The 26,538-nt window shown below is 73.2% G+C and carries 24 protein-coding genes; 11 read left to right on the plus strand and 13 right to left on the minus strand.

Going from position 1 to position 26,538, the window contains the following annotated elements; all coding sequences use genetic code 11:
- Positions 1 to 39: 39 nt before the first annotated feature.
- On the minus strand, positions 40 to 807 hold the full coding sequence (locus AB0D74_RS00690; RefSeq protein ID WP_362578576.1) for an IclR family transcriptional regulator: 768 nt from the start codon (positions 805 to 807) through the stop codon (positions 40 to 42).
- 201 nt (positions 808 to 1,008) lie between these two features.
- Between AB0D74_RS00690 and AB0D74_RS00695 the strand changes: the two genes are divergently transcribed.
- The gene (locus tag AB0D74_RS00695) at positions 1,009 to 1,434 is read left to right on the plus strand and encodes an ATP-binding protein (protein ID WP_362578579.1); all 426 of its coding nucleotides are present in this window, start codon (positions 1,009 to 1,011) and stop codon (positions 1,432 to 1,434) included.
- 124 nt (positions 1,435 to 1,558) lie between these two features.
- Here AB0D74_RS00695 and AB0D74_RS00700 read toward each other — a convergent pair whose 3' ends face one another.
- The 6 genes from AB0D74_RS00700 to lnt all read right to left on the minus strand — a co-directional run bounded on the left by AB0D74_RS00700 (position 1,559) and on the right by lnt (position 8,923).
- Positions 1,559 to 2,836: a PP2C family protein-serine/threonine phosphatase gene (locus AB0D74_RS00700; RefSeq protein WP_362578582.1), complete on the minus strand. Its 1,278-nt coding sequence runs from the start codon at positions 2,834 to 2,836 to the stop codon at positions 1,559 to 1,561.
- A 97-nt stretch (positions 2,837 to 2,933) separates the two neighbouring features.
- Entirely contained in the window at positions 2,934 to 3,692 is a 759-nt protein-coding gene (locus AB0D74_RS00705) for an IclR family transcriptional regulator (protein WP_362578585.1), read from the minus strand.
- Positions 3,693 to 3,830: 138 nt separating this feature from the next.
- Positions 3,831 to 5,789, minus strand: a complete 1,959-nt coding sequence (locus tag AB0D74_RS00710) for a GAF domain-containing protein (protein WP_362578588.1) — start codon at positions 5,787 to 5,789, stop codon at positions 3,831 to 3,833.
- 76 nt (positions 5,790 to 5,865) lie between these two features.
- On the minus strand, positions 5,866 to 6,708 hold the full coding sequence (locus AB0D74_RS00715; RefSeq protein WP_362578591.1) for a 3-hydroxybutyrate dehydrogenase: 843 nt from the start codon (positions 6,706 to 6,708) through the stop codon (positions 5,866 to 5,868).
- Positions 6,709 to 6,762: 54 nt separating this feature from the next.
- The gene (locus AB0D74_RS00720; protein WP_362578594.1) at positions 6,763 to 7,242 is read right to left on the minus strand and encodes an NUDIX domain-containing protein; all 480 of its coding nucleotides are present in this window, start codon (positions 7,240 to 7,242) and stop codon (positions 6,763 to 6,765) included.
- Between the two features lie 67 nt (positions 7,243 to 7,309).
- Positions 7,310 to 8,923 (minus strand): apolipoprotein N-acyltransferase, encoded by a 1,614-nt coding sequence (gene lnt / locus AB0D74_RS00725; protein WP_362578597.1) that lies wholly within the window; start codon positions 8,921 to 8,923, stop codon positions 7,310 to 7,312.
- Between the two features lie 185 nt (positions 8,924 to 9,108).
- Between lnt and AB0D74_RS00730 the strand changes: the two genes are divergently transcribed.
- Positions 9,109 to 10,152 (plus strand): O-antigen ligase family protein, encoded by a 1,044-nt coding sequence (locus tag AB0D74_RS00730; protein WP_362578599.1) that lies wholly within the window; start codon positions 9,109 to 9,111, stop codon positions 10,150 to 10,152.
- A 180-nt stretch (positions 10,153 to 10,332) separates the two neighbouring features.
- Here AB0D74_RS00730 and AB0D74_RS00735 read toward each other — a convergent pair whose 3' ends face one another.
- Both AB0D74_RS00735 and AB0D74_RS00740 read right to left on the minus strand, forming a co-directional pair.
- The gene (locus AB0D74_RS00735; RefSeq protein WP_362578604.1) at positions 10,333 to 10,890 is read right to left on the minus strand and encodes a hypothetical protein; all 558 of its coding nucleotides are present in this window, start codon (positions 10,888 to 10,890) and stop codon (positions 10,333 to 10,335) included.
- Positions 10,891 to 10,979: 89 nt separating this feature from the next.
- Positions 10,980 to 11,771, minus strand: coding sequence for an aspartate/glutamate racemase family protein (locus tag AB0D74_RS00740; protein WP_362578607.1), 792 nt, complete (start codon positions 11,769 to 11,771; stop codon positions 10,980 to 10,982).
- Between the two features lie 39 nt (positions 11,772 to 11,810).
- On the opposite strand from AB0D74_RS00740, the gene AB0D74_RS00745 reads away from it, so the two are divergent.
- Complete coding sequence (locus tag AB0D74_RS00745; protein WP_362578610.1) at positions 11,811 to 13,004, plus strand: glycosyltransferase; 1,194 nt, start codon at positions 11,811 to 11,813, stop codon at positions 13,002 to 13,004.
- A gap of 12 nt (positions 13,005 to 13,016) precedes the next feature.
- On the opposite strand, the gene AB0D74_RS00750 is transcribed toward AB0D74_RS00745, so the two are convergent.
- Complete coding sequence (locus AB0D74_RS00750) at positions 13,017 to 14,312, minus strand: TerD family protein (protein WP_362580124.1); 1,296 nt, start codon at positions 14,310 to 14,312, stop codon at positions 13,017 to 13,019.
- 278 nt (positions 14,313 to 14,590) lie between these two features.
- Between AB0D74_RS00750 and AB0D74_RS00755 the strand changes: the two genes are divergently transcribed.
- The 4 genes from AB0D74_RS00755 (at position 14,591) to AB0D74_RS00770 (ending at position 19,341) form a co-directional block, all read left to right on the plus strand.
- Complete coding sequence (locus AB0D74_RS00755) at positions 14,591 to 15,049, plus strand: DUF6643 family protein (protein ID WP_362578613.1); 459 nt, start codon at positions 14,591 to 14,593, stop codon at positions 15,047 to 15,049.
- 42 nt (positions 15,050 to 15,091) lie between these two features.
- Positions 15,092 to 15,916 (plus strand): MOSC N-terminal beta barrel domain-containing protein, encoded by an 825-nt coding sequence (locus AB0D74_RS00760; RefSeq protein ID WP_362578616.1) that lies wholly within the window; start codon positions 15,092 to 15,094, stop codon positions 15,914 to 15,916.
- A 205-nt stretch (positions 15,917 to 16,121) separates the two neighbouring features.
- Positions 16,122 to 16,727: a hypothetical protein gene (locus AB0D74_RS00765; RefSeq protein ID WP_362578619.1), complete on the plus strand. Its 606-nt coding sequence runs from the start codon at positions 16,122 to 16,124 to the stop codon at positions 16,725 to 16,727.
- A gap of 175 nt (positions 16,728 to 16,902) precedes the next feature.
- Positions 16,903 to 19,341 (plus strand): right-handed parallel beta-helix repeat-containing protein, encoded by a 2,439-nt coding sequence (locus tag AB0D74_RS00770; RefSeq protein ID WP_362578622.1) that lies wholly within the window; start codon positions 16,903 to 16,905, stop codon positions 19,339 to 19,341.
- Here AB0D74_RS00770 and AB0D74_RS00775 read toward each other — a convergent pair whose 3' ends face one another.
- Entirely contained in the window at positions 19,342 to 21,600 is a 2,259-nt protein-coding gene (locus AB0D74_RS00775) for a hypothetical protein (RefSeq protein WP_362580126.1), read from the minus strand.
- 446 nt (positions 21,601 to 22,046) lie between these two features.
- On the opposite strand from AB0D74_RS00775, the gene AB0D74_RS00780 reads away from it, so the two are divergent.
- Both AB0D74_RS00780 and AB0D74_RS00785 read left to right on the plus strand, forming a co-directional pair.
- Positions 22,047 to 22,865, plus strand: coding sequence for a DeoR/GlpR family DNA-binding transcription regulator (locus tag AB0D74_RS00780; protein ID WP_351494892.1), 819 nt, complete (start codon positions 22,047 to 22,049; stop codon positions 22,863 to 22,865).
- Between the two features lie 88 nt (positions 22,866 to 22,953).
- Positions 22,954 to 23,424, plus strand: coding sequence for an SRPBCC family protein (locus AB0D74_RS00785; protein WP_362578626.1), 471 nt, complete (start codon positions 22,954 to 22,956; stop codon positions 23,422 to 23,424).
- Between the two features lie 4 nt (positions 23,425 to 23,428).
- Here AB0D74_RS00785 and AB0D74_RS00790 read toward each other — a convergent pair whose 3' ends face one another.
- Positions 23,429 to 24,553, minus strand: coding sequence for a PLP-dependent cysteine synthase family protein (locus AB0D74_RS00790; RefSeq protein ID WP_362578629.1), 1,125 nt, complete (start codon positions 24,551 to 24,553; stop codon positions 23,429 to 23,431).
- A 367-nt stretch (positions 24,554 to 24,920) separates the two neighbouring features.
- Here AB0D74_RS00790 and AB0D74_RS00795 point away from each other — a divergent pair, with 367 nt between their 5' ends.
- The gene (locus AB0D74_RS00795) at positions 24,921 to 25,244 is read left to right on the plus strand and encodes a hypothetical protein (protein WP_362578632.1); all 324 of its coding nucleotides are present in this window, start codon (positions 24,921 to 24,923) and stop codon (positions 25,242 to 25,244) included.
- Between the two features lie 214 nt (positions 25,245 to 25,458).
- Complete coding sequence (locus AB0D74_RS00800; protein WP_362578635.1) at positions 25,459 to 26,049, plus strand: ATP-binding protein; 591 nt, start codon at positions 25,459 to 25,461, stop codon at positions 26,047 to 26,049.
- 59 nt (positions 26,050 to 26,108) lie between these two features.
- Here AB0D74_RS00800 and AB0D74_RS00805 read toward each other — a convergent pair whose 3' ends face one another.
- Complete coding sequence (locus tag AB0D74_RS00805; RefSeq protein ID WP_362578638.1) at positions 26,109 to 26,399, minus strand: SHOCT domain-containing protein; 291 nt, start codon at positions 26,397 to 26,399, stop codon at positions 26,109 to 26,111.
- Positions 26,400 to 26,538: the final 139 nt, after the last annotated feature.

The following is a 26,538-nucleotide window of genomic DNA, read 5'->3' on the forward strand; positions in this document are numbered from 1 at the left end:
GGTCGCGGAGTGGGCGAGGGGCGCTGAGCGCGCGGAGGCTTACCAGCGGGCGGCTCCCAGGTCCCGGGAGATGGCTCTCGCGGCCTCCCGGATCAGGGTGATCAGGTTGGGCCGGGCCCGGCCCTGGCTGTCGCAGATCCGCTCGACGGGGCCGGACAGCCCGATGGCGCCGACGACGAGTCCGCCGTGCCCACGGATCGGCACGGCGAGCCCCGCCTCGCCCATGCTCATCTCCTGCACCTCGGTCGCCCAGCCCGCTTCCCGGACCTCGGCGAGCGCCCGGGTGAGCTGCTCCTGGGTGACCAGGGTGTGCCGGGTGTACGCGTCCAGCCCGGATTCCACGGCGGAGTCGACAGTGGCGGTGCCGTAGGCCAGCAGCACCTTGCCCAGCGAGGAGGCGTGCAGGGGCAGCAGCGCGCCCACGTCGAGGGTCTGGAGGGTGTCGTCCGGCCGGAACACGTGGTGGACGACCAGGACCATGCCCTCCAGCGGGGTGCCCAGGCGCACCGCCTCCCCGCTGCGGGCGGCCAGGGCGTCGGCCCAGTTGATGGACCGGGACCGCAACTCGTTGACGTCGAGATAACTCGTGCCGAGGTGCAGCAGGGCCGCTCCGAGCTGGTACTTGCCGGTGGTCGCGTCCTGCTCCACGAAGTCCACGTGCTGGAGCGTGCGCAGGATGCCGTGGGCGGTTCCCTTGGCCAGCCCGAGCGAGGCCGCCACCTCCCCGAGTCCGAGTCGGCGAGGCCCACCGGCGAGCAGCCGCAGGATCGCGGCGGCCCGTTCGATCGACTGGACCGGACCGGTCATGAAGCGAGCTTATTACCGTCCCGGAAGGTCTGCCGTGCGTGCGGAGGGCCGTCGTGGCGGCGGCGCGAGGGGCGGCGTTCGGTAATGCCGACCCACGTTCATTGACCCGACCCACCGTGTCTCTTTAGCGTGCTTTGAGGCCTGGCGACGTGCCGAGGTGCGTGATGCAGGGCCTGTGGCACTGACCCCTGGAGACACGAGATGGCGGTACAGCTCAACACGCGGGTGCGGGGGGCAAGCGAATACGTCTTCCCGATGCCGCCCGTCGCCGGTGCCGTACCGGACGTACGACGACGGGCCGGCGCGGTTCTGGCCGCCTGGAAGGTGTCCCCCGACGTCATCGAGGACGCCTTGCTGATCGTGTCGGAACTCCTCACCAACGCGATCGTCCATGCGCTGCCCCCGGCGGTGCTGCGGCTCTCCTGGACGCACGACGCCGGACTCGGCACCCTGCGCATCGAGGTGACCGACTCCGGCCCCGCGCGCACGGCAGGACAGCCGCCCGCGGACATAGACCCGGACGAGCACGGCCGCGGCGAGGAGATCGTCCACGCCCTCGCCACCCGCTACGGCATCCACACCCGCCCGGGCGCGATAACCCGCTGGGCGGACCTCGTCGCAGTCTGAGCACCCCGTGTGTGAGCGCCCCCGAAGGGGCGCGGGGAACTGCGCGACCAGCCACGACGGCGCCTCGGTCGACAAACGACGCATCCCATGGCATGTCCCAGCAGAACGCCCGGACATTGTCCCGTCAGCGGCTGGGCCCTGACGAGAACACCTCGGCACGGGCCCGGGTGCGCGACACCACGGGCACGGACTCATCGCCGCCCCGCCCGTCCGGTTCCGCAACCGCCGCTCCCCGCGCCTCCGCCGCGACCGGTACCGGTTCCCCCACGTCCTGCATGCGCAGCAGCAACAGCGCCGCGTCGTCGTGCAGCCGCCCGCCCACATGCGCCAGCAGTTCGTCGTGGACCGCGGAGAGGATGTGCTCCGGCTCGCCGGACACATGGCGGGCCACCCTCTCGGCCAGCGGATAGAACTCCCGGGCGCGGTCGCGGGCCTCGATGACCCCGTCGGTGTAGAGCAGCAGCTGGTCGCCCTCGGCGAACGGCAGGATCTCCAGGCAGGGCGGCTCGTCGACGAGGACGCGCAGGCCGAGCGGCGGAGCCGGCCGGGTGGCCTCGACCACGGTCACGCCTCCCTCCGCGGATATCAGCAGGGGCGACGCGTGTCCGCAGTTGACCACCTCCAGCTGCCCCGCGCGCGGGTGTCCGACGACCACCGCGGTGACGAAGTCGTCGGGGCCGAGGTTGCGTGCCAGACTCCGCTCGATCCTGCCGACGACGGCCAGGAGGTCGGGCTCGTCGTAGGCGGCCTCGCGGAAGACACCGAGGACCAGTGCGGCGATCTCCACGGCCGGCAGTCCCTTGCCGCGTACGTCGCCGACGATCAGCCTGACCCCGTGCGGGGTGGGCACCACGGCGTAGAGATCACCGCCGATACGGGCCTCCGCCGCAGCCGCGCTGTAGCGGACCGCCACCCGGAACGGGCCGACGGTCTCCGGGATCGGCTTGAGTACGGCGTGCTGGGCGGCCTCCGCGACCGAGCGGACGGCGGCGAGCACGCGTTCCCGGCGACCGCGCAGCGCGCTGGCCAGGGTGCTCGCCAGGGTGACGGCCACCAGGGCCGCGAGCACGGCCGCCAGCTCGCGCCCCGGGCCGGCCTCCCTGGCCCCCAGGGTCGCGCCCAGTACCGAGGCGAGGAGTCCCACGCACAGGACGCCGCGGGGACCGTTGGTGCTGGCGGCCAGCGCCGGACCGGCCGCCAGCAGCGGGAGCCAGAACATCCCGGACCCGCCGATGACGTCGAAGAACGCGATGCCGAAGACGATCAGAACCGGCGCGACGGGCATTCCGGCGGCCAGTTGTGAGAAGGCCCGCCGGGAAACCGGCGTGCCGGGGTCGGTCGCCGACTTGCCGAGCGGCCGCAACGGCCGGTGGTTGCCACCATGGTCTCGCGCCTGCCTCATGTCGATGTCCGTAATCCTCACCCGTGGCCGGCCGAGCCCGGCTTGTCCGTTTCATCCAGGAAAGAGGTTCGGTCGGCGAGTCACAAGGCGCTGGATTTCAGATAGTGAGCGACAGGCCCCTGGTCACGCGGTCCGCGGTGGGGATCAGGCGGGCCCTGACCTCCGGGAGGCGGGGGAGCCGTTCCGCCGGGAGGGAGACGCCGAGCGAGCCGAGGACGTCACCGCGGTAGATGGGCACCGCCACGCACACCGTGCCCAGCGCGTACTCCTCCAGGTCCGTGACGGCCGGCGCCAGGGGCGCGGTCTCCAGACTCCGGAGCAGCTCCGGGAGGGTGGTGATGGTCCGTGGCGTCAGGTCCGCGAGATCGTGCCGGGAGAGGTAGTCGCGACGGGCCTCTTCGTCCAGTTCGCGCAGTACGGACTTGCCCAGCGCGGTGGCGTGCCCGGCGTCCTCGAACCCCACCCAGAGGTCGACCCGGGGTGTGCGGGGGCCGTCGACGATCTCGGCGACGCTGATCTCGCCGCCCTCGTAGAACGTGAGGTAGGTGGCGGCGCCCAGCTCGTCGCGGAGCGCGGCGAGGGTCGGCCGGACCCGGCTGAGCAGCGCCTGGCTCTGCCCTGTGACGTGCAGCGTCCCCAGCTTGTCGCCGAGGACGAAGCCGCCGTCGGCCAGCTTCCGCAGGTACCCGTCGTGGACCATCGTCCGCAGCAGGTGGTAGGCGGTGGCCAGGGGCAGTCCCGTCTCCCTGGCCAGCTGCTTCGCGGGCGCGCCGTTCTCGTGCGCGCTCACCGCCTCCAGCAGGCGGAAGGCACGCTGCACGGACGTGATGAGCGTGGGGCTCTCGTGAACGCTCATGCCACCAGCGTGCCCCCGGCCCCCGGGACGGGCAAGGCGCGGGGCCGCGAGCTCACCAGGATCGAGCCGCGCGCCGGCTCCTTCGACGCGGCGTCCAGCCGGAACCTCTTACGCAGGGCCGCCGCGGGGGTGCCGCGCTCAGCGGCGCTCCGGCCGCGCGCCCAGCCGGTGCAGGCGCAGCGCCAGCTGGATCTCCAGGGCGCGGGCGGGACTCTGCCAGTCCTCGCCGAGGAGGCGGGCCACCCGGTCCAGTCGCTGGGCCACCGTGTTCACGTGGACGTGGAGTCCGTCCTTCGTACGGGCCGGGCTCATCCCGCAGGCGAAGTACGCGTCGAGGGTGCGCAGCAGTTCCGTGCCGCGCCGTCTGTCGTAGGCGACGACCGGGCCGATGGTGTTGGTGACGAACGCGGCGACGTCACGTTCACCGGCGAGGAGCAGGCCGAGGAAGCCGAAGTCCTCGGCGGCAGCGCCGTCACCGCCCCTGCCTAGGAGGTGCAGCGCGTCGAGGCAGCGGCGTCCCTCGGCGTAGCCGGCGGCCACGGCGTCGGGACGGACGGCGAGGTCGGCGACGGGGGCGGAGGCGCCGACGGTCACCGGCCGGCGGACGGCGGTGCCGAGGTGCCGGGCGGTGCGCCGGGCCACGTCGGCGGCGGTGTCGCCGGGTTCGAGGGGCAGCAGCAGGACGGCGCCGCCGTCGCGGGCGGCGGCCAGGCCGTGCCGGGTGGCGGCGAGGCGGGAGGCCGCCGACCACAGCCGGCGGCGCGCTGCCGCCTCCTCGGCGTCCGTGGCCGGTCCTTCCGGGCGGGCGGCGAGCACCACATGGGTGGCGTCGAGGTCGGCGTGCAACCGGGCGGCGCGGTCGCGGAGTTGGCGCGGCTCGCGGTCGCGGGCGTCGAGGAGGTCGTCCAGCAGCTCGCCCCGTACCCGCTGTTCGGCCTCGGCGGCGGAGCGGCGGGCCAGCAGGAGCAGCGAGGTGACCATCGCGGCGCGCTCCAGGGTGCGCTGGTCGACGGGGTCGAGGCCGGGCCGGCCGCGCAGCACCAGCGCGCCGAGGAGTTCGCCGCCCGCGGCGACCGCGGCGATCCAGTCGCCGCCGTGCCGCACCGCGTGCCCGTCCGTGCGCGACGTCTCCAGCGACCGCGGGTCGGCGGTGTCGGTGAACTCGACCGTGCCGCCGAGGACCTGGGAGACGGCGGCGGCCACGTCGTGGACCTGGCCGCCGCGCAGTACGAGTTCGGCGAGCCGGTCGTGGATGTCCGAGGCACGTTCGATGACGGCGCTGTGGTCCTTGATGATCTCGTTGGCCCGCTCCAGTCCGGCCACGGCCGAACGGGTCTCGGTGAGCAGGTTCGCCGTGTCGATGGCCGCCGCGGCGAGCGCGGCGAAGGAGCCCAGCAGCGCGATCTGCTCCCGTTCGAAGACGCGTGCCCGCCGGTCCGCCGCGAACAGCACCCCGATGACCTGCGGCCCGAGCATGAGCGGGACGCCGAGGATGGCGACCAGCCCCTCGTCGCGCACCCCGGCGTCGATGGGGAGCGTGTGCTGGAAGCGGTCGTCCTGGAAGTAGTCGTCGGTGACGTACGGCCGCGCGGTCTGTGCGACGAGTCCGCCGAGCCCCTCCCCCATGCCGAGCCGCAACTGCTGGAAGCGGGCCGCGACCGAGCCCTCGGTCACCCGCATGTAGGTGTCGCCGCGCGTCGGGTCGTTCAGGCTCAGGTAGGCGACGTCGGTGCCGAGCAGGGAGCGGGCGCGCTGGACGATGGCCTGGAGCACGGCGTCCACGTCCCGCAGTCCCGCCAGGTCGTGCGCGGTCTCGAACAGGGCGGACAGCTCGGCCTCGCGTCGGCGTCTGCCCTCCAGCTCGGTGCGGACCCGCAGCGCGAGGAGCTTGGCCCGCTCCAGGGCGGCGATCCGCTCCGGCGGCCGGTTCTCGGCGCGGGCGAGCAGCACCGGCTGTTCGTACGCCTCCGCCGAGGCGTCCCTCGCCAGCAGTTCGAGGTACGCCGGCTCGGCGCCCCAGGGGGCTTCGGCACCCGGGTCGAGGACACCGGCGGCCGGGGCCGGCCGCCTGACGGACTGCACGTGATCGCGAGACATGGTCACAGGATTCCGCATCGCCGATCCGGCCCGTCGGGCCTGTGGAAAACTCGCCCGGCCGACGGGACACCGTGCGTCAGTGGGCCGTCCAGCCGCCGTCGAGCACCAGTGAGGTGCCCGTGACGAAGGACGCCCAGGGACCGCAGAGATAGGCCACCGCCTCGGCGACCTCCTCCGGTTCGACGAGCCGCTTGACGGCGCTGTCGGTCAGGAGCACCTCGGACAGCACCCGCTCCTCGGGGATGCCGTGCGCCTGTGCCTGGTCGGCGAGCTGCTTCTCGACCAGTGGGGTGCGCACATAGCCGGGGTTCACACAGTTCGAGGTGACCCCATGGGGCGCGCCCTCCAGAGCGGCCGTCTTGGAGAGACCCTCCAGGCCGTGTTTGGCGGCCACATAGGCGGACTTGTAGGCGGAGGCCCGCAACCCGTGGACGGAGGACACGTTCACGATCCGGCCCCAGCCCTGTCCGTACATGTGCGGCAGCGCGCCCCTGATGAGCCGGAACGGCGCCTCCAGCATCACGGTCAGTACGGTGTGGAAGACGTCCGGCGGGAACTCCTCGATGGGGCGCACCAGTTGGAGGCCCGCGTTGTTGACGAGGACGTCGGTGCCGACGGCGGCGCGCTCGGCCGCGTCCAGGTCGGTGAGGTCGAGGACGTACGGTTCGACGGCACCGCCGCCCGCCGTGTCCGGGGCCCGCCCGGCCGAATCCACGAGCTCGGCGAGTCCCGTCTCGTCCCGGTCGACGGCTCTGACCCGGGCGCCGGCGGCCACGAGGCGCAGGGTGCAGGCGCGGCCGATGCCCCCGGCGGCACCCGTGACGAGGGCGGTGCGGCCCCGCAGGTCGAGGACGGGAGCGAGGCCGGGGGCAGAGGCGTTGGCGGCGGGGTCGGCGGAGCCGGTCCTTGGCGAGCTCATGGACGGACCCTAAGCGGCGGCCACCCGCTCCTACATGGCGTCAGCACACATACTTCAGCCGAAAGCCGTAGTGTCGAACCACGTGGGTGCATCCGACATGGCCTGCTTGATCCGGAACACCCCGAACTCGTTCAGCTCCGGCAGGGCGTCCAGGTCGAACCAGGCCACGTCCAGCGACTCGTCGTCGTTCACGCGGGCCTCGCCGCCGACGGCCCGGCAGCGGAAGGTGATGTCCATGTACTGGCAGACGTCGTCGTTCGGGTAGGTGACGGGGTTCAGCGCCTGGACGAGGACCACCCGCTCGGCGACGCAGCGCACCGCCGTCTCCTCGAAGACCTCCCGCACGGCGCAGGCCGCAGGCTGCTCCCCCGGCTCCGGAATGCCGCCGATGACCGACCACTTGCGGGTGTCGGTGCGGCGGCCGAGGAGCACTCTGCCCTCGTCGTCGAAGACGATGGCGGTGATCCCGGGCAGCCAGAGGAGCTGGTGGCCGGCGGCGGCCCGGATCGTGCGGATGAAGTCAGGAGTAGCCATGGCCCGACCCTAACGGCCTGGTTCCGCGCACCCGGCCGAAGCCACGGGGCGTACAGCGGGTGTACGGCTACGCGTCACCGGCGCGCCGACCGCGCACTCCGGCCCCGATCGCCCAGCCGATTCCACCCGCCGCGACCAGCACCAACGCGATCTCGGGGAGGATGCCCAGCTTGGTCGCGGGCGTCTCGGAGGTGCGCAGCGGCACCTTCTGCACCAGGTAGGCGGGCACGAACATGCCGGTCTTCTGGGTGATCTTCCCGTCCGGCATGATGATCGCGCTGACGCCGCTGGTCACCGGCACGGTGACGGTCCGGCTGTGCTCGACCGCGCGGATCCGGGACATGGCGAGCTGCTGGTAGGTCATCTCGCTGCGGTCGAAGGTGGCGTTGTTGCTCGGCACGGAGATCATCTCGGCGCCGTGCGTGACGGTGTCCCGCACGTCCCAGTCGAAGGCGGCCTCGTAGCAGGTGGCGAGGCCGACCTTGGTGCCGTCGATGTCGAAGACACCGGGCTTGGTGCCCCGGCTGAAGTCCTGGCGGACCATGCTGGTCCAGTCCTTGTTGATGGCGCCGACCAGTCCGCGCAGCGGGAGGTACTCGCCGAACGGCTGGATCTGCCGCTTGTCGTACGTCGAGGTCGGGCCCTTGACCGGGTCCCACAGGATCTGCTCGTTGAGCAGCTTGCCGTCGCGCTCGACGACCCCGCCGACCGAGATGGGCACACCCATCGCCTTGGCCGCGGCGTCGATCACGGCAGCCGCGTCGGCGTCGGAGAACGGGTCGACGTCGGAGGAGTTCTCCGGCCACAGCACGAAGTCCGGCTTGGCGACCTTGCCCGCCTTGACGTCGGCGGCCAGCTTGAGCGTCTCCTTCACGTGGTAGTCGAGCACGGCCTGCCGCTGCGACGCGAAGTCCAGTCCGGCCCGCGGCACGTTGCCCTGGATGACCGCGACGGTGACCGAACCGTCCTCCGCCTTGTCGCTCACCAGCCCCCGTGCCGCGACCGCGCCCACCACGGGCACGGCCACGCTCAGCAGCGCCACGGCCGCCGCTCCGCGCCGGATCTCACGGGTACGCCGGCCCTCGACGGCCAGCCGCCCCACCTCGTACAGACCGAACCCGCACAGGACGACGGCGAATCCGAGCACCGGTGTGCCGCCCAGCGCGGCGAGCGGCAGGAAGACGCCGTCCGCCTGGCCGAAGGCGATCTTGCCCCAGGGGAAGCCGCGGAAGGGCACACGTGCGCGTGCCGCCTCGCCCGCGATCCACAGGGCGGCTGCCCATACCGGCCACGCCGGCAGCTTGGAGACGGCGGCGATCCCCACCCCGACCAGCGCGACGAAGATCGCCTCGATGGCCACCAGCGCGAGCCAGGGACCGGGGCCGACCTCGACACCGGTCCACACCAGCAGGGGCAGCAGGAAACCGAGACCGAACACGTAGCCGAGGCCGAGGGCCGCCTTCCAGCTACGGCCGCGCAGCACCCACCCGAATCCGGCGAAGGCGGGCAGCGCCAGCCACCACAGAGTGCGCGGCGGGAAGCTGACGTAGAGCAGCACACCGCTGAGCGCGGCGGCGGCGGCCGGGACCAGACGGCGGAGCAGCCGCAGGCCGCGTGCGCGGGGCGTGGGGCGCGGCGTGAGCTGGTCCGACTGGTCGACGGAAGTTGCGGTGACGGTCACTCCGGGAGTGTACGGCGGTCGACCTCGCGGCCGACAGCGCGGTCTCGGCATGCAGGAATCACACCGTTCCCGCGCAAGTCATCCACAAAGCGGGCATCGCCGGTTACGGTGTGCCGTGGCGGGTGGCGGGGCCCGCCGCAGGTCGGGGGACCGGGGTACGGGGGGCGACGGTGGGGTCTACCGGGATGACGTCCGCTGCCGAAAGGGACACGGACGACGACAGACGAAACGTTTCCGACGTGGTGGGCGTCGTGGTGCTCGGGGCGTGCGCCGCGTGGCCGCTGATCTCGGCGGCCGGTCGCGACGCACGGCCCGAGGGCGTGCTGCTGGCGGTGCTCGCGGTGGCCGCGGGCTATGCCGCCGGCCGGATCTCCGGGGCGCTGCTCCCGGTGGCCGCGCCGGGTGCGGGCGCGCTGGCCGGGCTGGCGTTCGCGGTGGCGATGCCGCGGCTCGCACCGGGCCCCCAGTTCTCGACTCCGCTCGGCCACGCCGGTGCCGTCGCGGCGTTGCTGGCCCTCGCGACGGGCGGCGCGTGCTGCGCCGCGTGGGCTACGCCGGTGCCGGCGCTGCGGCTCGGGCTGCGGATGCTCGCCGTCGGGATCGCGGTGGCCGGCGCGGCCGTGGGTTCGGCGGCCGGCTGTGCGGCCAGTGCGGTCGTCCTGCTGTGCTCCCTCGCGGCCGGCCGGATGCGGCGGCGGGCTCCGGCCGTCGGCGGGCTGGCCCTGGTGGCCGCGCTGGTGACGGGCACGGTCTGGGCGGTCGCCGCGGGCGTCCTGCCCGCCGGCCTCGCCGCCGCTCTGGAGGGCCCTCTCACGGAGCACCGCGTCCTGCTGTGGCGGGACGCCCTGCGTCTCGCCCGCCGGCACACCGCCGAGGGCGTCGGCCCCGGGCGCTTCGGCGAACTGGGCGGCACCGCGTCCCAGGCCCTGCTGCCCGACGGCAAGCCGCACTCCGCACCGTTCCAGCTGGCCGCGGAACAGGGTCTGGTCGGCCTCCTGCTGCTGGCCACCGCGTTCTGCTGGATCCTCTACGCCCTGTGGCGGTCCCCCCGCTCCACCCCGGTCACCCTCACGGCCGGTGCGGCACTGACCGCCCTGGCCGTGATCGCCTCGGTCGGCAACGCGCTGAGCTTCACGACGGTGTCGGCGGGCGCAGGCCTGCTGGCGGGCCTGGCGACGGCACGCCCATGGGTGACGGGGACGACGGAGATGGCGATACCAGGCGGTTGAGCCGAACGGGTGCACGTCGTCTCCACACGTGATGTCTCCACACGTGATGTCGCACCATGTGATCCGGCCCCACATGCTCCGGCCACGTATTGCTTAGCCCGACCCGGTCGGCCCCATGTGTTCCAGCCCCGCGTGCCCCATGTATCCCATGTGCCGCGTGCGCCCCGTGTGCGGACCGCGTCAGTGGGCCGTGCCCGGCGTGATCGTCCGCAGGCGTTCCCGGATGACCCGCACCGCGGACTCGGCGTTGTCCACGGTGATCGTGAAGGTGTGGCCGTCCCACAGGCTCAGGACGATGCCCTCGCCACGGCGGACGACGACGGCCGTGCCCTTCTCGGGGCGCCAGCGGTAGCCCCAGCCGCCCCAGTGGCGCGGGGTGATCTGCGGGGAGAAGTCGGCGCCGACCACATGGGAGAGCGGAATGCGACGGCGCGGCACTCCTATATGACCGCACCGGACTTCCAGACACTCCCGGTCGAGCCTCAGGTCGACGTGGACGAAGGCGAGGGTGCCGAAGAGCACCAGCAACCCGGCGGCGATACAGCCCACGACGGCCATCACCAGCGCGGTGACGCCCGAGGTCCAGGCGGAGTCCACGGCCAGTTCGATGCCGAGCGCCATGCAGGCCGCGCCGACCAGCGCCAGCAGCCACTGGACACGGTTCGTGGCGCGCCCCGTCCAGACGTCCGGGTGTGAGGCGTCCTCGTCCGGAGAGTGGCCTCGGGGGTGGTCCCTCATGTCTACGAGATTACTCAGGTTTCGCTGCGCGGGTACCGCGTTGCGGAGGGTGACTGCTCACATCGGGGGTGTCCATGGCCCCGGACGGTTCACTGGGACGCGGCAGGAGTGGCGGTGCGCAGCAGGCGGGCCTCGGCGTAGCCGAGCGCGGTCTCGGGCAGGTCGCCCTCCACGCCGTTGAGCAGCACCGTCACGGTGCCGGTGGCCGGTGCGTCGGGGGCGGGCTGCGCACCGATCCGGCGCAGCGCCTGGGCGGCCACGGCTCCGGCGGAGCCGTGCAGGACCAGAGGGGCGGCGCCGGGGCGCTGGACAGCGGCGCGGATACGTTCCGCCAGGAGTTCGTAGTGGGTGCAGCCCAGGACGACGGTCGTCACGTCACCGGGGGTGAGCCGGGCCGCCGCGGTCACCGCGGCGTCGATGGCAGCCTGGTCGGCGTGCTCGACGGCCTCGGCCAGTCCCCAGCAGGGCACCTCGGTGACCGGCACACCGCCGGCGAAGTCCTCGATCAGGCCCCGCTGGTACGCGCTGCCCGTGGTCGCGGGGGTCGCCCAGATCGCGACGTGGCCGCCTCCGGCGGCGGCCGGCTTGATCGCCGGGACCGTGCCGATGACCGGGATGCCGGGTTCCAGGTGCGCACGCAGCGCCGGGAGGGAGTGCACGGTCGCGGTGTTGCAGCCGATGATCAGCGCGTCGGGTCGGCGGGCGGCGGCGGCCTCGGCGACGGCCAGGGCGCGCTCGGTGACACCCTCGGGGGTACGCGGCCCCCAGGGCATGCCCGCGGGGTCGAAGGAGAGGACGAGATCGGCGTCGGGGCGCAGCCGCCGTACCGCTGCGGTGGCCGCCAGCAGGCCGATTCCGGAGTCGATGAGCGCGATCTTCACCCGGCCACGATAGACGATGGGCCGTTGGGAGCAGGCCCGATGGGGCAGACTGCGCGCGTGAGCGTCTTCACGTGGACCGCCGCCGTGTCCCTCGCCGCCTGGCTGTGGCTGCTGCTCTGCCAGGGCTTCTTCTGGCGCACCGACGTCCGGCTGCCGCCCCGGCGCGAGCCCGCGGGATGGCCGGACGTGTGCGTGGTCGTCCCGGCCCGGGACGAGGCCGCCGTGCTGCCCCTGAGTCTGCCGTCGTTGCTGGCGCAGGAGTATCCGGGGCGGGCGGAGGTGTTCCTGGTCGACGACGGCAGTACGGACGGCACCGGGGAGCTGGCCCGGGAGCTGGCCGCGCGCCACGGCGGGCTGCCGTTGACCGTGACCTCGCCCGGTGAGCCGCCGTCGGGCTGGACCGGCAAGCTGTGGGCGGTCCGGCACGGCATCTCTCTCGCACGCGCGCGTGACCCCGAGTACCTGCTGCTGACGGACGCCGACATCGCGCACGGCCCGGACAGCCTGCGGCTGCTGGTGGCGGCGGCCCGCACCGGGGGCTTCGACATGGTCTCGCAGATGGCCCGGCTGCGGGTGGCGAGCCTGTGGGAACGGCTCGTGGTGCCCGCCTTCGTCTACTTCTTCGCCCAGCTGTACCCGTTCCGCCGGATCGGCCGGAAGGGCTCGCGCACCGCGGCCGCGGCGGGCGGCTGTGTCCTGCTGCGGGCCGACGCGGCCGAGCGGGCGCGCGTCCCGGACGCGATCCGGCACGCCGTGATCGACGACGTGGCGCTCGCCCGCGCGGTGAAGGGCACGGGCGGGCACATCTGGCTGGGTCTCGCCGAGCGGGTGGACAGCGTGCGCCCCTATCCGCGCCTGCACGACCTGTGGCGGATGGTCTCCCGCAGCGCGTACGCCCAGCTGCGGCACAACCCGCTGCTGCTCCTCGGTACGGTCGCCGGTCTCGCGCTCGTGTACCTGGTGCCGCCGGCGGCGGCAGTGGCGGGGGCGGCCACCGGCAGCACGGCGACGGTGCTCGTCGGCGCCGCGGCCTGGCTGGTGATGACCGCGACGTACCTGCCGATGCTCCGGTACTACCGGCAGCCGCTGTGGCTGGCTCCGCTGCTGCCGTTCACCGCGTTCCTCTACCTCCTCATGACGGTCGACTCTGCGGTGCAGCACTACCGGGGGCGCGGGGCGGCCTGGAAGGGCCGTACGTACACGCGTCCCGACACCGTCGCCGACGAGGGCTGACCGCGGCGTCCGTCACTTGCGGCCGGGCGTCCAGTTCATGCCCCAGCCGTAGGCGCGGTCGACGGTCCGCTGCGGGCTCACCCCGCGCTCGGGGACCAGGTAGCGCGCCTCGCGCTGTACGACGAGGTCACCGCCGGTGCTGGTCAGCAGCGCGAGCGCGCACACGGTCGAGGGGACCGTGCACTCGTCCAGGGAGAAGTCGACCGGGGCGCCGTACTGCGGCTGGAGGGTGACCGTGGCGTGCAGGTCGGCGAAGGACGTGGCGCCCTGGTAGATCGTCACGAAGACCAGGATGCGCTTGAAGTTCTGCTTCTGGTCGAGGTTCACGGTGAGGTTCTCGCCGCTCGACACGGCACCGGTGCGGTCGTCGCCGTCGAGGTGGATGTACGGCGGCCGGTTCAGGGCGCCGAAGGCGTTGCCCAGCGCCTGGACGACGCCCTTGCGGCCGTCGGCGAGCTCGTACAGGGCGCACAGGTCCAGGTCGAGGTCGCCGGCCCCGCCGCGCCGGCCGCCCCAGCCCGTGAGCTGCTTGCGGACCTGCCAGTTGAGGTTGACCCGCAGCGCGCCCGAGGTCCCGCCCTGCTTGGCCAGCGAGACGGAGGGGGCCGCCTTGGTGAGCGTCACCTTGGACAGCCGTACGGATGCGGACGGCGGGACGACCGGAGCCGGCGCAGGGGCGGGGGCCGGAGCGGGGGCCGGCATCGGCGCCGGAGCCGGAGCCGGCGGGGCGACCCGCGGCACGGGCGGGTGCGCCGGGTGCGCCTGGTGCTGCGGCTCGTCCACCGTGATCCCGAAATCGGTGGCGAGCCCTTCCAGTCCGCTGCCGTATCCCTGTCCGACCGCGCGGAACTTCCAGCCGCCCTGGCGGCGGTAGAGCTCACCGAGTACGAAAGCGGTTTCCACCGTGGCGCCCGTGCTGTCGAACCGGGCGACCACATTTCCGTCGGCCGCGTTCAATACCTCGATGTAGAGGCCAGGGACCTCCCCGAACGTTCCGCCGTCGGCCGACGCGGCGAGGACGATCCGCTCGATCGGGGTCTCCACGCGCGCGAGGTCGACGAAAAGGGTGTCGGTGACCAGGTCGCCGGAGCGTCGCTTGCCCTCGTGCCGGACCGCGCCCGAGGCGTGTGCGGGCTGGTTGTAGAAGACGAAGTCGCCGTCGGACCGTACTTTCCCGGCGACCAGCAGCAACGCCGATGCGTCCGCGTCGGGGGCACCGGGGCCGGAGCGCCAGCCCAGTTCGATCCGCAGCGCCGTGGTCGGCACCGGCGTATTCGATCCTTTCGGCATTGACATGTCCGCCCCCATCATGTGTCGGCACGCCGGGCACGCCCCGGCCACCCCGGTCATCCCTACCCGCACAACCTATTCCCGGGGACAGGGATCTCCCATGAGCGGCACAGGAAGATCCCTGGCCAACTGCCGGTGACCGGCTCGGAACTCGGCCTTTACACGATCAGAACGCTGATTGCCGCCCTTTTTTGCCGAGTTCGCTCGGATTGGGGATCCGGCGTCACTGCCGACACGGAAAACAACCCTCTTATCGGTCTCCCCAACCAGCACATCGTGGGCTTAACTTATGTGCCATGACCTCCCCCCGCTCCACCTATGGCGGCGGCTACTACTCCGCCTCCTTCCCGGACACTCCGATCTACGACTCGCTCGTGGCCGAACGGGGCACCCCTCAGATCGCCCCGATCCGGGTTCCCCCCGCCTACGACGCGCCCAGCAGCTTCAGCAACCTGCCCGCGCTGCCGTCGGCACTGCCCGCCCTCCCCGCGGGCCCCTCCCAGCCGGCCCCGGGCTACGGCTACCCGCAGCAGATGCAGCAGCCCGCTCCGCTGCAGCAGGCGCCCGCGGCGTACATCCCCCAGCAGGCGACGGGCCCGCGCGGCTACCCCGCGCAGCAGCCGCAGCCGCCCCGTCCGATGATGGGCGGCACCGGGTACGAGGCGATGCGCCCGGCGGCTCCGCGCCCCGCGCAGGCGGCGCCGTACCAGGACCCGTACAACAACCAGCAACAGCAGCAGTACCGCGGCTACTGACCGGCACCCCCGGATGTCCGTGCGACCTGGCACGATGGCGTCATGGGGATGGCCGAACTGCAGTCGATCCACGTTCACCCGGTCAAGGCGCTCCGGGGCTTCTCGCCCCGGGAGGCCGTCGTGGAGCCCTGGGGGCTGGCCGGTGACCGACGCTGGGTTCTGATCGACGACGGGGGAAAGGTCGTCACCCAGCGTGTACAGCCGCGTCTCGCGCTCGCCGCTGCCGAGCTGCTGCCCGGCGGCGGCCTCCGCCTGTCCGCGCCCGGGCGCACGCCCCTGACGGTGCCGGTACCGGAACCGGGGGTCACGGTGCCGGTGGACATCTTCGGCACGAAGGTGGAGGCGGTCCTCGCGGCCGACGCCGCCCATGCGTGGTGCGGCGCGTATCTGGAGGCCGACGTCCGCCTCGCGCACATGGACGATCCCGCGAGCCGCCGCCCGATCGACCCGGACCACGCGCTGCCGGGCGAGACCGTGAGCTTCGCCGACGGCTATCCCCTGCTGGTCACCACGCAGGCCTCGCTGGACGCCCTCAACTCCCTGATCGCGCGGGGCGAGCACGCCGACGAGGGTCCGCTGCCCATGGACCGGTTCCGGCCGAACGTGGTCGTGCGGGGCACCGGGGCCTGGGCCGAGGACGACTGGCGGCGGATCGCGATCGGCGAGGTCGAGTTCCGGGTCGCGAAGATGTGCGGGCGGTGCGTGGTGACCACCACCGACCAGCGCACCGCCGAGCGCGGCCGGGAGCCGCTGCGGACGCTGGCCCGCCACCGCCGGTTCGGCAACCAGCTGGTCTTCGGCCAGAACCTGGTACCGCGCTCCCCCGGCACGATCCGGGTGGGGGACCCGGTCCGCGTCCTCGGCTGAGAACCGGGAGGCCTCGCGTCGCCGGGTACCGCGCGCCGGGCGATCTCCGGCCGGCCGGGAACCCGAGCCCGCGGTCCGGTCGTTGGGGGTCGTGAGAAGTTCATGAGATCCCCGGCCGGGGGTGATTTCGCTCTCTCTTCGGCCAGGGGCCCGGGTGAACGGACCGGGCGGGGGTTATCACGGAGCGGGAAGGGGGTGGTGGTCGGTGCGAGCGATCCGCGGCCTGTGGCGCTGGCGGCACAATCCGCTGCGCCGGGCGACCGACCTGGCCGAGGCGTGGGTGGCCCTGGTGGCGCTGGTGCTGATCGTGGTGGCCGCGCCGGTGCTCGGCTCGTTCGTCGGCGCCGCGGCCCAGGCCACTCTCCAGCGGTCGGTCCGCCAGCAGCAGCACGACCGCCACCTCGTCCAGGCCACGGTGGTGCGCAGGCTGGGCAGCGCCCCGGTGGAGCCCGACCCGGACGCCACCAGCGCCCACGACCCGCGCAGCCGGGTCCTCGCCGACTGGACCGCACCGGACGGCACTCGCAGGCACGGCCCGGTCCTGACGACCCTCACATCCCCGCACAAGGGCGACCGCTTCGGCCTCTGGACGGATTCGCACGGTCTCGTCACGGCCCGCCCGCTGGACGCCGTGACGGCGACGACCCACGCGGTGCTGGCCGGGTTCGGCGCGGCCCTGCTCACCGCGGGGCTGGTCGACAGCGCCAGACGGATGATCGTCTGGCGTATGGTCCGCCGCCGGTACGCGCGGTGGGACCAGGCCTGGGACCGGGCGGGCCCGGACTGGGGCAAGGCCGGGACGGGCAGCTGACGGCCTTTCCGTCTCTGGTCAACCCACCGCCTCGGCGCACGCTACGGTGGACCGGCCGAAGCGCATTCGGCATCGACCCGCGCGCGAGCGAACCACAGGGGCCGGGCACCGTCCGCGGTACCGCCCCGAAGGCGAGCGAGCGACCTGTACGACGAGGTGGGGGCACGGCAACGCCATGGCACAGGGCACGGTCCAGGTGACGCACACCGGCACATCGAGGTGGCGGCGCCGCACAGGTGAGTACGCCTCGCTCGCCGCCGCCCTGGAGGCCGCCGCCGACGGCGACGTCCTCACGGTCGCGCCCGGCACCTACCGGGAGAACCTCGTCGTCCAGCGCGCGGTGACGCTGCGCGGTCCCGAGGGCTCGCCCGGCTCGGTGCGCATCGCCCCCGCGGACGGGGTCCCGCTGACCGTGCGCGCCTCGGCGGTCGTGCAGGACCTGCACGTCGAGGGGCAGGACGCCGCCGCGCCCGCGCTGCTGGTCGAGGAGGGCACCCCCGAACTGCTGGACGTGCGGATCGTCACCCGGTCCGCCGCCGGGATCGAGGTGCGCGGCGGAGCCCGGCCGACCGTGCGGCGCTGCACCGTGGACAACCCGGCCGGCGTCGGCATCGCCGTACTCGACGGCGGCGGTGGGGTGTTCGAGGAGTGCGAGGTCGTGGCGGCCGGTCAGGCGGGCGTGGCGGTGCGCGGCGGTGGCCGCCCCCGCCTGGAGCGCTGCCGGGTGCACCACGCCTCGGGCACGGGCATGACGGCGACCGGGGAGAACTCCGCGCTGGAAGCGGTGGGTTGCGAGATCTACGAGGTGCGCGGCTCCGGTGTGCAGGTCACCGCGCGGGCCACGGCGCACCTCACCGACTGCGATGTGCACCGCACCACCGCCGACGGGGTCACCCTCGACACCGACGCGGTGCTCACCCTCGCCGACTGCCGTATCCACGACATCCCGGAGAACGCGGTCGACCTGCGCTCGCGTTCGGTGCTCACCCTGACCCGCACGACGGTGCGTCAGTTCGGGCGCAACGGGCTGTCGGTGTGGGACCCCGGCACCCGGGTGGACGCCAACCAGTGCGAGATCTTCGACAGCACGGGCGACTATCCGGCGGTCTGGGTCAGCGACGGCGCCACCGTGGTCCTGGACTCCTGCCGGGTGCACGACGTGCCGGACGCCCTGTTCGTGCTGGACCGCGGCTCCCGCGCGGACGTCGTCGACAGCGACCTCTCCCAGGTGCGCAACACGGCGGTGTCGGTGAGCGACGGCGCCACCGCGCAGCTCGACGACTGCCGGATCCGGGACGCCGCCACCGGCGCCTGGTTCCGCGACCACGGCAGCGGCGGCACCCTCAACAACTGCACGGTGGACGGCACCCAGACCGGCGTGATCGTCACCAAGGGCGCCGACCCCACCATCGAGCGCTGCACGGTCGACTCACCGGCCGAGGCCGGTTTCTACGTGTCGGCGGGCGGCCGTGGCACCTTCCAGAACTGCCGGGTCACCGGCAGCGGCGGCTACGGCTTCCACGTGATCGACGGCTGCCGTACGACACTGCGCAAGTGCCGCACGGAGCGGTGCGCGCGCGGGGGCTACGAGTTCGCGGACGCCGGTCCGGACACGGGGTCGGGCACCGGCCCGGTGGTGGAGGACTGCACCAGCGACGAGAGCGGCAGCCTGCGACCGCCCGAGGCGCGCGAGACGGCCGTGCAGACCTCGTACCAGTCCCCCGGTCTGCTGGGCGCGATCCCCGGCCAGCGCAGCACCGAGCAGGAGCCGCTCATCACGCCGGCGGTGCCCGGGGAACCCGCCCGGACGTCCAAGGCCGTGCTCGGCGAACTGGACGCGCTGGTGGGCCTGGACAGCGTCAAGCGCGAGGTCCGTGCGCTGACCGACATGATCGAGGTCGGCAGGCGCCGCCAGCAGGCCGGACTGAAGGCCGCCTCGGTCAAGCGGCACCTGGTGTTCACGGGCTCCCCCGGCACCGGCAAGACGACGGTCGCCCGCCTCTACGGCGAGATCCTCGCCTCCCTCGGGGTGCTGGAGAAGGGCCATCTGGTCGAGGTGTCCCGGGTCGACCTGGTCGGCGAGCACATCGGCTCCACGGCGATCCGCACCCAGGAGGCGTTCCAGCGGGCGCACGGCGGTGTGCTGTTCATCGACGAGGCGTACGCGCTGTCGCCGGAGGACGCGGGGCGGGACTTCGGCAAGGAGGCCATCGACACGCTGGTGAAGCTGATGGAGGACCAGCGGGACGCCGTGGTGGTGATCGTCGCGGGCTACACCGAGGAGATGGAGCGCTTCCTCTCGGTCAACCCCGGTGTGGCGTCGCGTTTCTCCCGGACCATCACCTTCAGCGACTACGGCCCGGACGAACTGCTGCGGATCGTGGAGCAGCAGACCGACGAGCACGAGTACCGGCTGGCTCCGGGCGCGCCCGAGGCGCTGCTGACGTACTTCACGGTGCTCCCGAAGGGCCCCGCGTTCGGCAACGGCCGTACGGCCCGGCAGACGTTCGAGGCGATGGTGGAGCGGCATGCGAGCCGGGTCGCCCAGCTCGCCGACCCGACCACCGACGACCTGACTCTGCTGTACCCGGAGGATCTCCCCGAAGTCGCCTGATCAGCCGCCGGGTTGCGGTCGCGGTCCGGGCAGCTCCGGGCGCAGCCGGGCCAGCAGCCGCTCCCGTTCGTCGGCGAAGACCGGGTCCGCCTGGTAGTCGGAGTGGCCGAGGATCGGGGCGGGGAGCGGGTGCCCGGGGGTGCGGCCGTAGGCGAGCGGGTCCTTGAGGGGAGCGTGGTCGACCCCGGGGCCGTCGCCGTCGGGGATCCGTACGGGGCCGCCGATGGGGTCGGTGAGGCGGTAGAGGTTGCGCCAGCAGGCGACCTCGTGGTGCAGGGAGCCGAGTTCGGCGGGGCCGAAGTGGGCCGGGAACCAGCGGCCGTACAGCCGTTCCAGCGGCGAGCCGTACGTCAGCAGGGCGACCCGGCCGCGGACCGCCGGAGTCAGCTGCCAGGCGGCTGCGGCGGCGAGGACGCTGCCCTGGGAGTGGCCCGAGATGACCAGCCGGCCGCCGGTGCGGCGGGTCCAGGTGTCCATCCGCCAGGTCAGGTCGGGGACCGCGCGCTCGGCGTAGCAGGGCGGGGCGAAGGGGTGGGCGGCGCGTGGCCAGAAGGTGCCGACGTCCCAGAGGATGCCGATGGTGCGCCGCGCGGAGGGGTCCTTGTAGGCGCGCCGCCCCCAGGTGACGAAGAGTATGAAGCCGAGCCCGACCAGCCAGGAGCCGAGCGCCTGCGAGGCCTCGGCCGCCCCGTGCACCAGCGCGGACGACCGGTCGGCCGCCGCGTCCGGAGTCTCCCCGGTGGTCAGCGCGCCCGCCAGCGCCCCGGCACCCAGCACCAGCGTGGCGGCGCAGAGCACGGTGACGACGAACGGCGTCCGGTCGGTGAGCACGGCCATGGCCCGGACCCGGGCGATACGGCGGCTGCGGGCCACGTCCTCCGGCTCCCCGGGGTGGCCGAGGTCCACGGCGGCGCGCTCGGTCCGGCCGAGCCGCGAGGTGCGCCAGGACAGCCACCCGGCGGCGGCGAGCAGCACCACGAGCACCGGCGGGATCACCGACGCCTGCCAGGTCAGCAGCACGGGCGGGCCGGCGATGGAGGTGCGGGTGCCGTCCAGCCAGTCGGCGACCCGCTGGGCGACCCCGCCCGAGATCACCCCGCCGAGCGCGCAGGCGAGCAGCGCGACCGCGGGCCCGCCGAGGCCGCGCATCGCGGCGCGCGCGTCGGGCAGCCGGCGGTGCAGGTCGTGGGCGACGGCCGCGAGGACGATCACCAGCACGCCCTGGGCCAGGGCCAGTCCGCCGAAGGCGGTGTCCCCGGCGAGCCGCCCCACGGAGTGCCACCCCGGCCGGGACCAGCCCGCGTAGACCGTCACGAGCAGCAGCAGGGCGAGCGCGCCGAGCGGCAGGCGGCGTACGAGGTGCCGGTCGAGTTCCTGGTCAAGGAGGTTCTCGCTGCGGCCCCGGCGGCAGACCACCCACACCACGGCGAGGGCCCCGGCGATCAGGCCACCGGTCAGCAGCCACCCGACCGTGTCCAGTACGGCGGTGCCGCCCGGCCCGCGGTCGAAGGAGGCCGCGGGTGCGAGGACCGCGGCGGCGACGGTGAGCAGCCCCGCGGCGGTGTGGGCGGCACGCAGCCGGGCGACCAGCCGGCGTCCGTACCAGAAGCCGGGGCTGCCGAGGGAGGTGTGGCCGGGCTCGGGGTCGTTGGCCAGGGGCCGGGTGGACTCGTAGGCGCTCCAGGTGCGGTGCGAGAGGTACCAGAGCAGGCCGGTGAGGGCGGTGGGGACCAGGGCGGCCAGGGCGAGACGGCGGCCGGGTGCGCTCCACCAGCCGCCGTCGGATCCGGACGGCGAGAGGAAACCGAGCCAGGTGTGCCGGCGGGCGCAGGCCGGCACGCCGGCGCACTGCCAGGCGGCGAGGTCCAGGGCGACCTCGCAGGCGGCGGCGACCAGCAGGACGGTCAGGGTGAGCCCGGCGAGCCGGACCAGCAGGCCGTAGAAGCGCACGGTGCGCGGCCGGTCGTCGGCGGCGGGGCGCATCCAGTGCGCGAGGTTGACCACCATGAACGGCAGGAGCAGCAGCCACAGCGCGCGGGAGGCGTTGCCCGAGGTGAGGTTGCACCAGACGTACGCCTCGGGCACCGTCCGGTCGCGGTAGTCGCCGGGCCGGGACTCGGCGTCGACGTCCCCGGCGCGCCGGAAGACCGCGGCGGTGCCGTCCCCGGTGATCCGCACCGTACGCGGATCGTCGAGCATCTTCTCGGGCGTGGTGCCGCCGACCCCGTGGACCAGGAGCTCCAGGTCGATCTCCGGCACGGCGGGCCGGTCGGCCGGGCCGGGTTCCGCGGTCGCGGGCCGGCCGGCCGGTTCGGGTTTCGCGGTCGTGGGCCGGCCGGCGGGTGCGGCCCCCGTCGTGGTCGGCCGCTCGGCGGGGCCGCCCGCGACGGTGCGATCCTGCGCGCGTTCCACTGTTCTCGCACTTCCCCCGTGACGCGCCGATGGTCTGTGTCCGTGCGGGTCTCAGGATCGCCGATTCCGGTGTGACGCACACCACTCGTCACGGAATCTCCCCGTTGTGTGTGACATCCAGTGCAACTCGTGGTGACCGAATGACGTGTGTGCGCCGACACAGGGAGTGGCGCAACCTGTGTGGTCCCGTGAAAGGATGAGGCGCCCGCGCACCGGAGCCGGACGGAATGTCCTGGTCGGGCCCGGTGCTCGGGGCGTGTCGGACGGCTTGAGGCGAGAGGACCGGAGCGTACGTGAGCGAGAACCAGAACCTCCTCGCGGAGCAGCGCCGCGCCCTGATCCTGGACGAGGTCCGGCGCCGGGGCGGCGTACGGGTCAACGAACTGACCCGCAAGCTCGGTGTGTCGGACATGACGGTGCGCCGGGACCTGGACGCGCTGGCCCGGCAGGGTGTGCTGGAGAAGGTGCACGGCGGTGCGGTGCCGGTGGTCGAGGCGAGCACGCACGAGCCGGGGTTCGAGGCCAAGTCGGGTCTGGAGCTGACCGCCAAGGAGGACATCGCCCGGGCCGCCGCCGAGCTGGTCGTGCCGGGTACGGCGATCGCCCTGTCCGGTGGTACGACGACGTACGCGCTGGCCCATCATCTGCTGGAGGTCCCCGACCTGACCGTGGTGACGAACTCGGTGCGGGTCGCGGACGTCTTCCACGCGGCCCAGCGGGTCTCCGGGCAGCGCCAGGGCGCGGCGACGGTGGTCCTGACCGGCGGGGTGCGCACCCCGTCCGACTCCCTGGTGGGCCCGGTGGCCGACCAGGCGATCGCGGCGCTCCACTTCGACCTGCTCTTCCTCGGCGTGCACGGCATATCGACCGAGGCCGGCCTCTCCACCCCGAACCTCGCGGAGGCGGAGACCAACCGCCGTCTGGTGCAGTCGGCGCGGCGGGTCGTGGTGGTCGCCGACCACACCAAGTGGGGCACGGTGGGCCTGAGTTCGTTCGCCAAGCTGGAGCAGATCGACACGCTGGTCACGGACGCCGGACTGCCCTCCGACGCGCGTGCGGAGATCTCGGAGCATCTGCGCCGGCTGGTGGTGGCGGGCGAGGCGGAGGCCTGATCGCGTCGGCGGTACAGACATCTGACGGGTCGCCAGTTATCGTGACGGGGCCGGTCAACCGCCTTACCGGCCAAGGGGGTTCCTGTTCATGGCACGCCGTCTGCGCCCCGTGGGGCTCGACTTCGTCGAGACCGCGCCCGTACGTCTGGTCTTCGCACAGGAGATGTCCGCGCCGCCCGAGCGGGTCTTCCACGCGCTCAACGACGACGTGCCCGGCTGGGCGGAGTGGTTCGCCGCGGTGACCCGCGCCGAGTCGGTCGACGACGGTGCCGGGCGCGACATCCGGCTCAAGGGCGGCGGGCGTTTCCGGGAGACGATCATCGCGGCCAAGGAGCCGGAGGTGTACGCCTACCGGGTGGACCTGACCAACGCGCCCGGCGCCCACGCGATCGCGGAGGAGTGGCGGCTGGTCCCCTCCGGCGGCGGCACCCGCGTGCAGTGGACCTTCGCCGTGGACGGTACGGCGCCGTTCCGTCTCGTGGTGAAGGCGGCACGCGCCGGGCTGGGCCGGGCCTTCCGGGGCGCGGTCGTCGAACTGGACCGGCGCCTGGCACGGTAGTGGCTCAGGCGGGCCAGACTCCCGTCTCCAGCAGGGACTCGATCGCCGCCGCGTAGGGCGCGATGTCCAGGCCCTGCTCGGCGAGCCAGGTGTCCGAGTAGTACTTGTCGAGGTACCGGTCACCCGGATCGCAGAGCAGGGTCACCACGCTCCCCTGCCGTCCCTCGGCCACCATCTCGGCGACGATCTTCAGCGCACTCCACAGTCCGGTCCCGGTCGACCCGCCGGCCTTCCGGCCGATCCTCCGCTCCAGCGCCCGCACCGCGGCCACGCTCGCCGCGTCCGGCACCTTCATCATGCGGTCGACGGCGCCGGGCACGAAGCTCGGCTCCATCCGCGGCCGGCCGATCCCCTCGATGCGGGATCCGCAGTCGCAGGTGACGTCCGGATCGCCGGTGGTCCAGCCCTCGAAGAAACAGGAGTTGTCGGGATCGGCCACACAGATCCGGGTGTCGCGCTGGGTGTAGTGGACATAGCGCGCGAGCGTCGCGGACGTACCGCCCGTGCCCGCGGTGGCGACGATCCAGGCCGGCTCCGGGAACCGCTCCAACTCCAGCTGGCGGAAGATGGATTCAGCGATGTTGTTGTTGCCCCGCCAGTCCGTGGCCCGCTCGGCGTAGGTGAACTGGTCCATGTAGTGGCCGCCGCTCTCCACCGCGAGACGCGCGGACTCCTCGTACATTTTCCGGGAGTCGTCCACGAAGTGGCACTGTCCGCCGTGGAATTCGATGAGCCGGCACTTCTCGGCGCTGGTGGTGCGCGGCATGACGGCGATGAAGGGCACGCCGATGAGTTTGGCGAAGTACGCCTCGGAGACGGCCGTGGAGCCGCTGGACGCCTCGATCACCGGGCGGTCCGGCCGGATCCAGCCGTTGCACAGGCCGTAGAGGAAGAGCGAGCGGGCCAGCCGGTGCTTGAGGCTTCCCGTCGGGTGCGTCGACTCGTCCTTGAGGTAGAGGTCGATGCCCCAGGCCTCGGGCAGCGGGAAGCGCAGCAGGTGCGTGTCCGCCGAGCGGTTCGCGTCCGCCTGGACCTTGCGGACGGCCTCTTTGAGCCAGTCACGGTAGGCGGCGTCACTGCGGTCGACGTCGAGGGTGGCGCCGGTCCGGATCTGCGGGGTGGTGCTCACGACGGGCTCCTTACGCTTCGCGTCGACGGCGTCCGAACGCGGCCGACGCACCGATCATAAACACCTTCCGCACGCTTCTCACCTGCATAAACGCATCTTTGGGCGGCTCAAAGGCACCCCTGGGGAACAGCGGCGGACCGTGGCCCGAATCCTTCGGGGGCGCACGGCCGCGAGTGCTCCGAGCGCCCCCCGCCCGGCGGTCCGTGCGTACTGGTGCTCCGCGCCGGGGGCGGGCAGACTGCCACCGGACGGGACGAACGTCTCGAACGGGGGCGCACACTGGATCACAACACGAGCCGGAGCGCGCCGGGCCGGGGCCACAAGCTTCCGGACGGCGACCGACGTACTCGAAAAGGGGCGGGGCAGGATGGCGGAGCCGGAGTTCACGGCGAACGGCGTGCGGATCGACAAGCGGCTGCGTTCGCTCACCCGGGCCGGGCAGGTCCGGATACGGGACGGCAGGCTGCAGTTGCTGACGAGCTACGGCAGCGAGATCGACAGCGCGCCCGTGCAGGCCGTACGGGCCTCGAAGCCCTGGTTCGCGTCGGAGGACCGGGCCCTGGCCGACCTCAACGGCCAGCGCTACTCACTCACCCTGGGTGACCACGACCCGGCGCCGGGCGAGCCCGGTCCGCCCGCGGCGCGCCGCTTCATCGAGGCGGTACGGCGGGCCTCGGGGCGTGACCGCTGAACCCCACGGACCTGCGGGGCGCGACCGGCCGGCCACGGCGAGTTGCGGGACCGTACGCGCTGGGTCACGCTTGTCTCACGTCACTCTGGGTTTACCGGCGATAACGCTGCGAACCAGCCCGCCGGCCACGACAGCAGGCGGCCCCATGGACGGCGGCGCCCTGCTGGATTCGTTCTCCGTGTTCTTCCGGACCTCACGTCGGGGAGTCGCAGCCGTGATCGAACACCCAAGCAGACACTGCTCGGTGGAGCTTCAAGCACTGCCCTCGCGGATCGGCCAGGTCCGCAGAATCGTATCTGCGCAGTTGCGCTACTGGCATCTCGACCCGTTGATCGACCGGGCCGCGCTCGGCGTGACGGAGTTGCTCACCAACGTCCACCGGCACGCCCGGACCGACAAGAACTGCACCGTGGAGATCGAGCTCCAGCTCGACCGCCTCACGGTGTCGGTCCGCGACCACGATCCGCGCCTTCCGGTGGTGGAGGACGGCCCGGAGATCGCACCGATGGCCACCTGCGGGCGGGGGCTCGCGATGGTGGCCGCGGTCAGCGAGAGCTGGGGGGTACGGCCGCACGACGACGGCAAGGTCGTGTGGTTCACCCTGCCGGCGCCGACGGCCACCACGAAGGCCGCCCGTCCGCAGCTCCGGGTCACCGAACCGGCGCCCCGCCTGATCGTCGAGCCGGAACCCACGACCGCAGCCGCACCCGCGACCGCACCCGTCGGCGCCCCGGCCCCCGTACACGCGACCGCCGCCGTCCCCGGCGCCGCACACGCTCCCGCCCGCTCGGCTGTCGCCAGTTGAGCGGGCGGTGAGTCTCCCCGCCGAGTCACCGAGTCCCTCCCCCCGGCACTACCGCCGCTTCATACCGCACCGCCCTTGCCGATGCGGCCGAAGTGCTCCTCCAGGACGGACAGCCTGCGCCAGTACTCGTCCTCGTCGATCTCGCCGGAGGCGAAGCGGCGGCCGAGGACCGCGATCGGCGAGTCGCCGGACGGCCGGACCGCGTCCGCCGGGCGCCAGGGTCCGCCGCGGCCACGCCACACGGTGCGGCGCAGGAACGTGCCGACGCCGATCACGACGGCCGCCCAGATCAGCGGGAAGAACAGGATCCACGGGCCGGGCCCGCCGTTCCAGTTCGCCAGGGTCTCCATTCAGGTCAACTCCCCAGAGTCTCGGTGTGATGTGGTGATGTACCGAGACTGACCGCCGCAAGGGGTCCGGGTCGTCGTGCGGCCGACGGCACCGTCCGTACCTCCCGGGGAGTACGCGGCGGCGCCGGACCTGCTCCCC

This window comes from Streptomyces sp. NPDC048278, assembly GCF_040652195.1.
Classification (GTDB): domain Bacteria; phylum Actinomycetota; class Actinomycetes; order Streptomycetales; family Streptomycetaceae; genus Streptomyces.

What these genes read in the sequence shown, in the direction of transcription:
- AB0D74_RS00690 (WP_362578576.1), bottom strand. Translation starts at nt 807, where the DNA reads ATGACCGGTCCGGTCCAGTCGATCGAACGGGCCGCCGCGATCCTGCGG.
- AB0D74_RS00695 (WP_362578579.1), top strand. Translation starts at nt 1,009, where the DNA reads ATGGCGGTACAGCTCAACACGCGGGTGCGGGGGGCAAGCGAATACGTC.
- AB0D74_RS00700 (WP_362578582.1), bottom strand. Translation starts at nt 2,836, where the DNA reads ATGAGGCAGGCGCGAGACCATGGTGGCAACCACCGGCCGTTGCGGCCG.
- AB0D74_RS00705 (WP_362578585.1), bottom strand. Translation starts at nt 3,692, where the DNA reads ATGAGCGTTCACGAGAGCCCCACGCTCATCACGTCCGTGCAGCGTGCC.
- AB0D74_RS00710 (WP_362578588.1), bottom strand. Translation starts at nt 5,789, where the DNA reads ATGTCTCGCGATCACGTGCAGTCCGTCAGGCGGCCGGCCCCGGCCGCC.
- AB0D74_RS00715 (WP_362578591.1), bottom strand. Translation starts at nt 6,708, where the DNA reads ATGAGCTCGCCAAGGACCGGCTCCGCCGACCCCGCCGCCAACGCCTCT.
- AB0D74_RS00720 (WP_362578594.1), bottom strand. Translation starts at nt 7,242, where the DNA reads ATGGCTACTCCTGACTTCATCCGCACGATCCGGGCCGCCGCCGGCCAC.
- AB0D74_RS00730 (WP_362578599.1), top strand. Translation starts at nt 9,109, where the DNA reads ATGACGTCCGCTGCCGAAAGGGACACGGACGACGACAGACGAAACGTT.
- AB0D74_RS00735 (WP_362578604.1), bottom strand. Translation starts at nt 10,890, where the DNA reads ATGAGGGACCACCCCCGAGGCCACTCTCCGGACGAGGACGCCTCACAC.
- AB0D74_RS00745 (WP_362578610.1), top strand. Translation starts at nt 11,811, where the DNA reads ATGGGGCAGACTGCGCGCGTGAGCGTCTTCACGTGGACCGCCGCCGTG.
- AB0D74_RS00750 (WP_362580124.1), bottom strand. Translation starts at nt 14,312, where the DNA reads ATGGGGGCGGACATGTCAATGCCGAAAGGATCGAATACGCCGGTGCCG.
- AB0D74_RS00755 (WP_362578613.1), top strand. Translation starts at nt 14,591, where the DNA reads ATGACCTCCCCCCGCTCCACCTATGGCGGCGGCTACTACTCCGCCTCC.
- AB0D74_RS00760 (WP_362578616.1), top strand. Translation starts at nt 15,092, where the DNA reads ATGGGGATGGCCGAACTGCAGTCGATCCACGTTCACCCGGTCAAGGCG.
- AB0D74_RS00770 (WP_362578622.1), top strand. Translation starts at nt 16,903, where the DNA reads ATGGCACAGGGCACGGTCCAGGTGACGCACACCGGCACATCGAGGTGG.
- AB0D74_RS00785 (WP_362578626.1), top strand. Translation starts at nt 22,954, where the DNA reads ATGGCACGCCGTCTGCGCCCCGTGGGGCTCGACTTCGTCGAGACCGCG.
- AB0D74_RS00795 (WP_362578632.1), top strand. Translation starts at nt 24,921, where the DNA reads ATGGCGGAGCCGGAGTTCACGGCGAACGGCGTGCGGATCGACAAGCGG.
- AB0D74_RS00805 (WP_362578638.1), bottom strand. Translation starts at nt 26,399, where the DNA reads ATGGAGACCCTGGCGAACTGGAACGGCGGGCCCGGCCCGTGGATCCTG.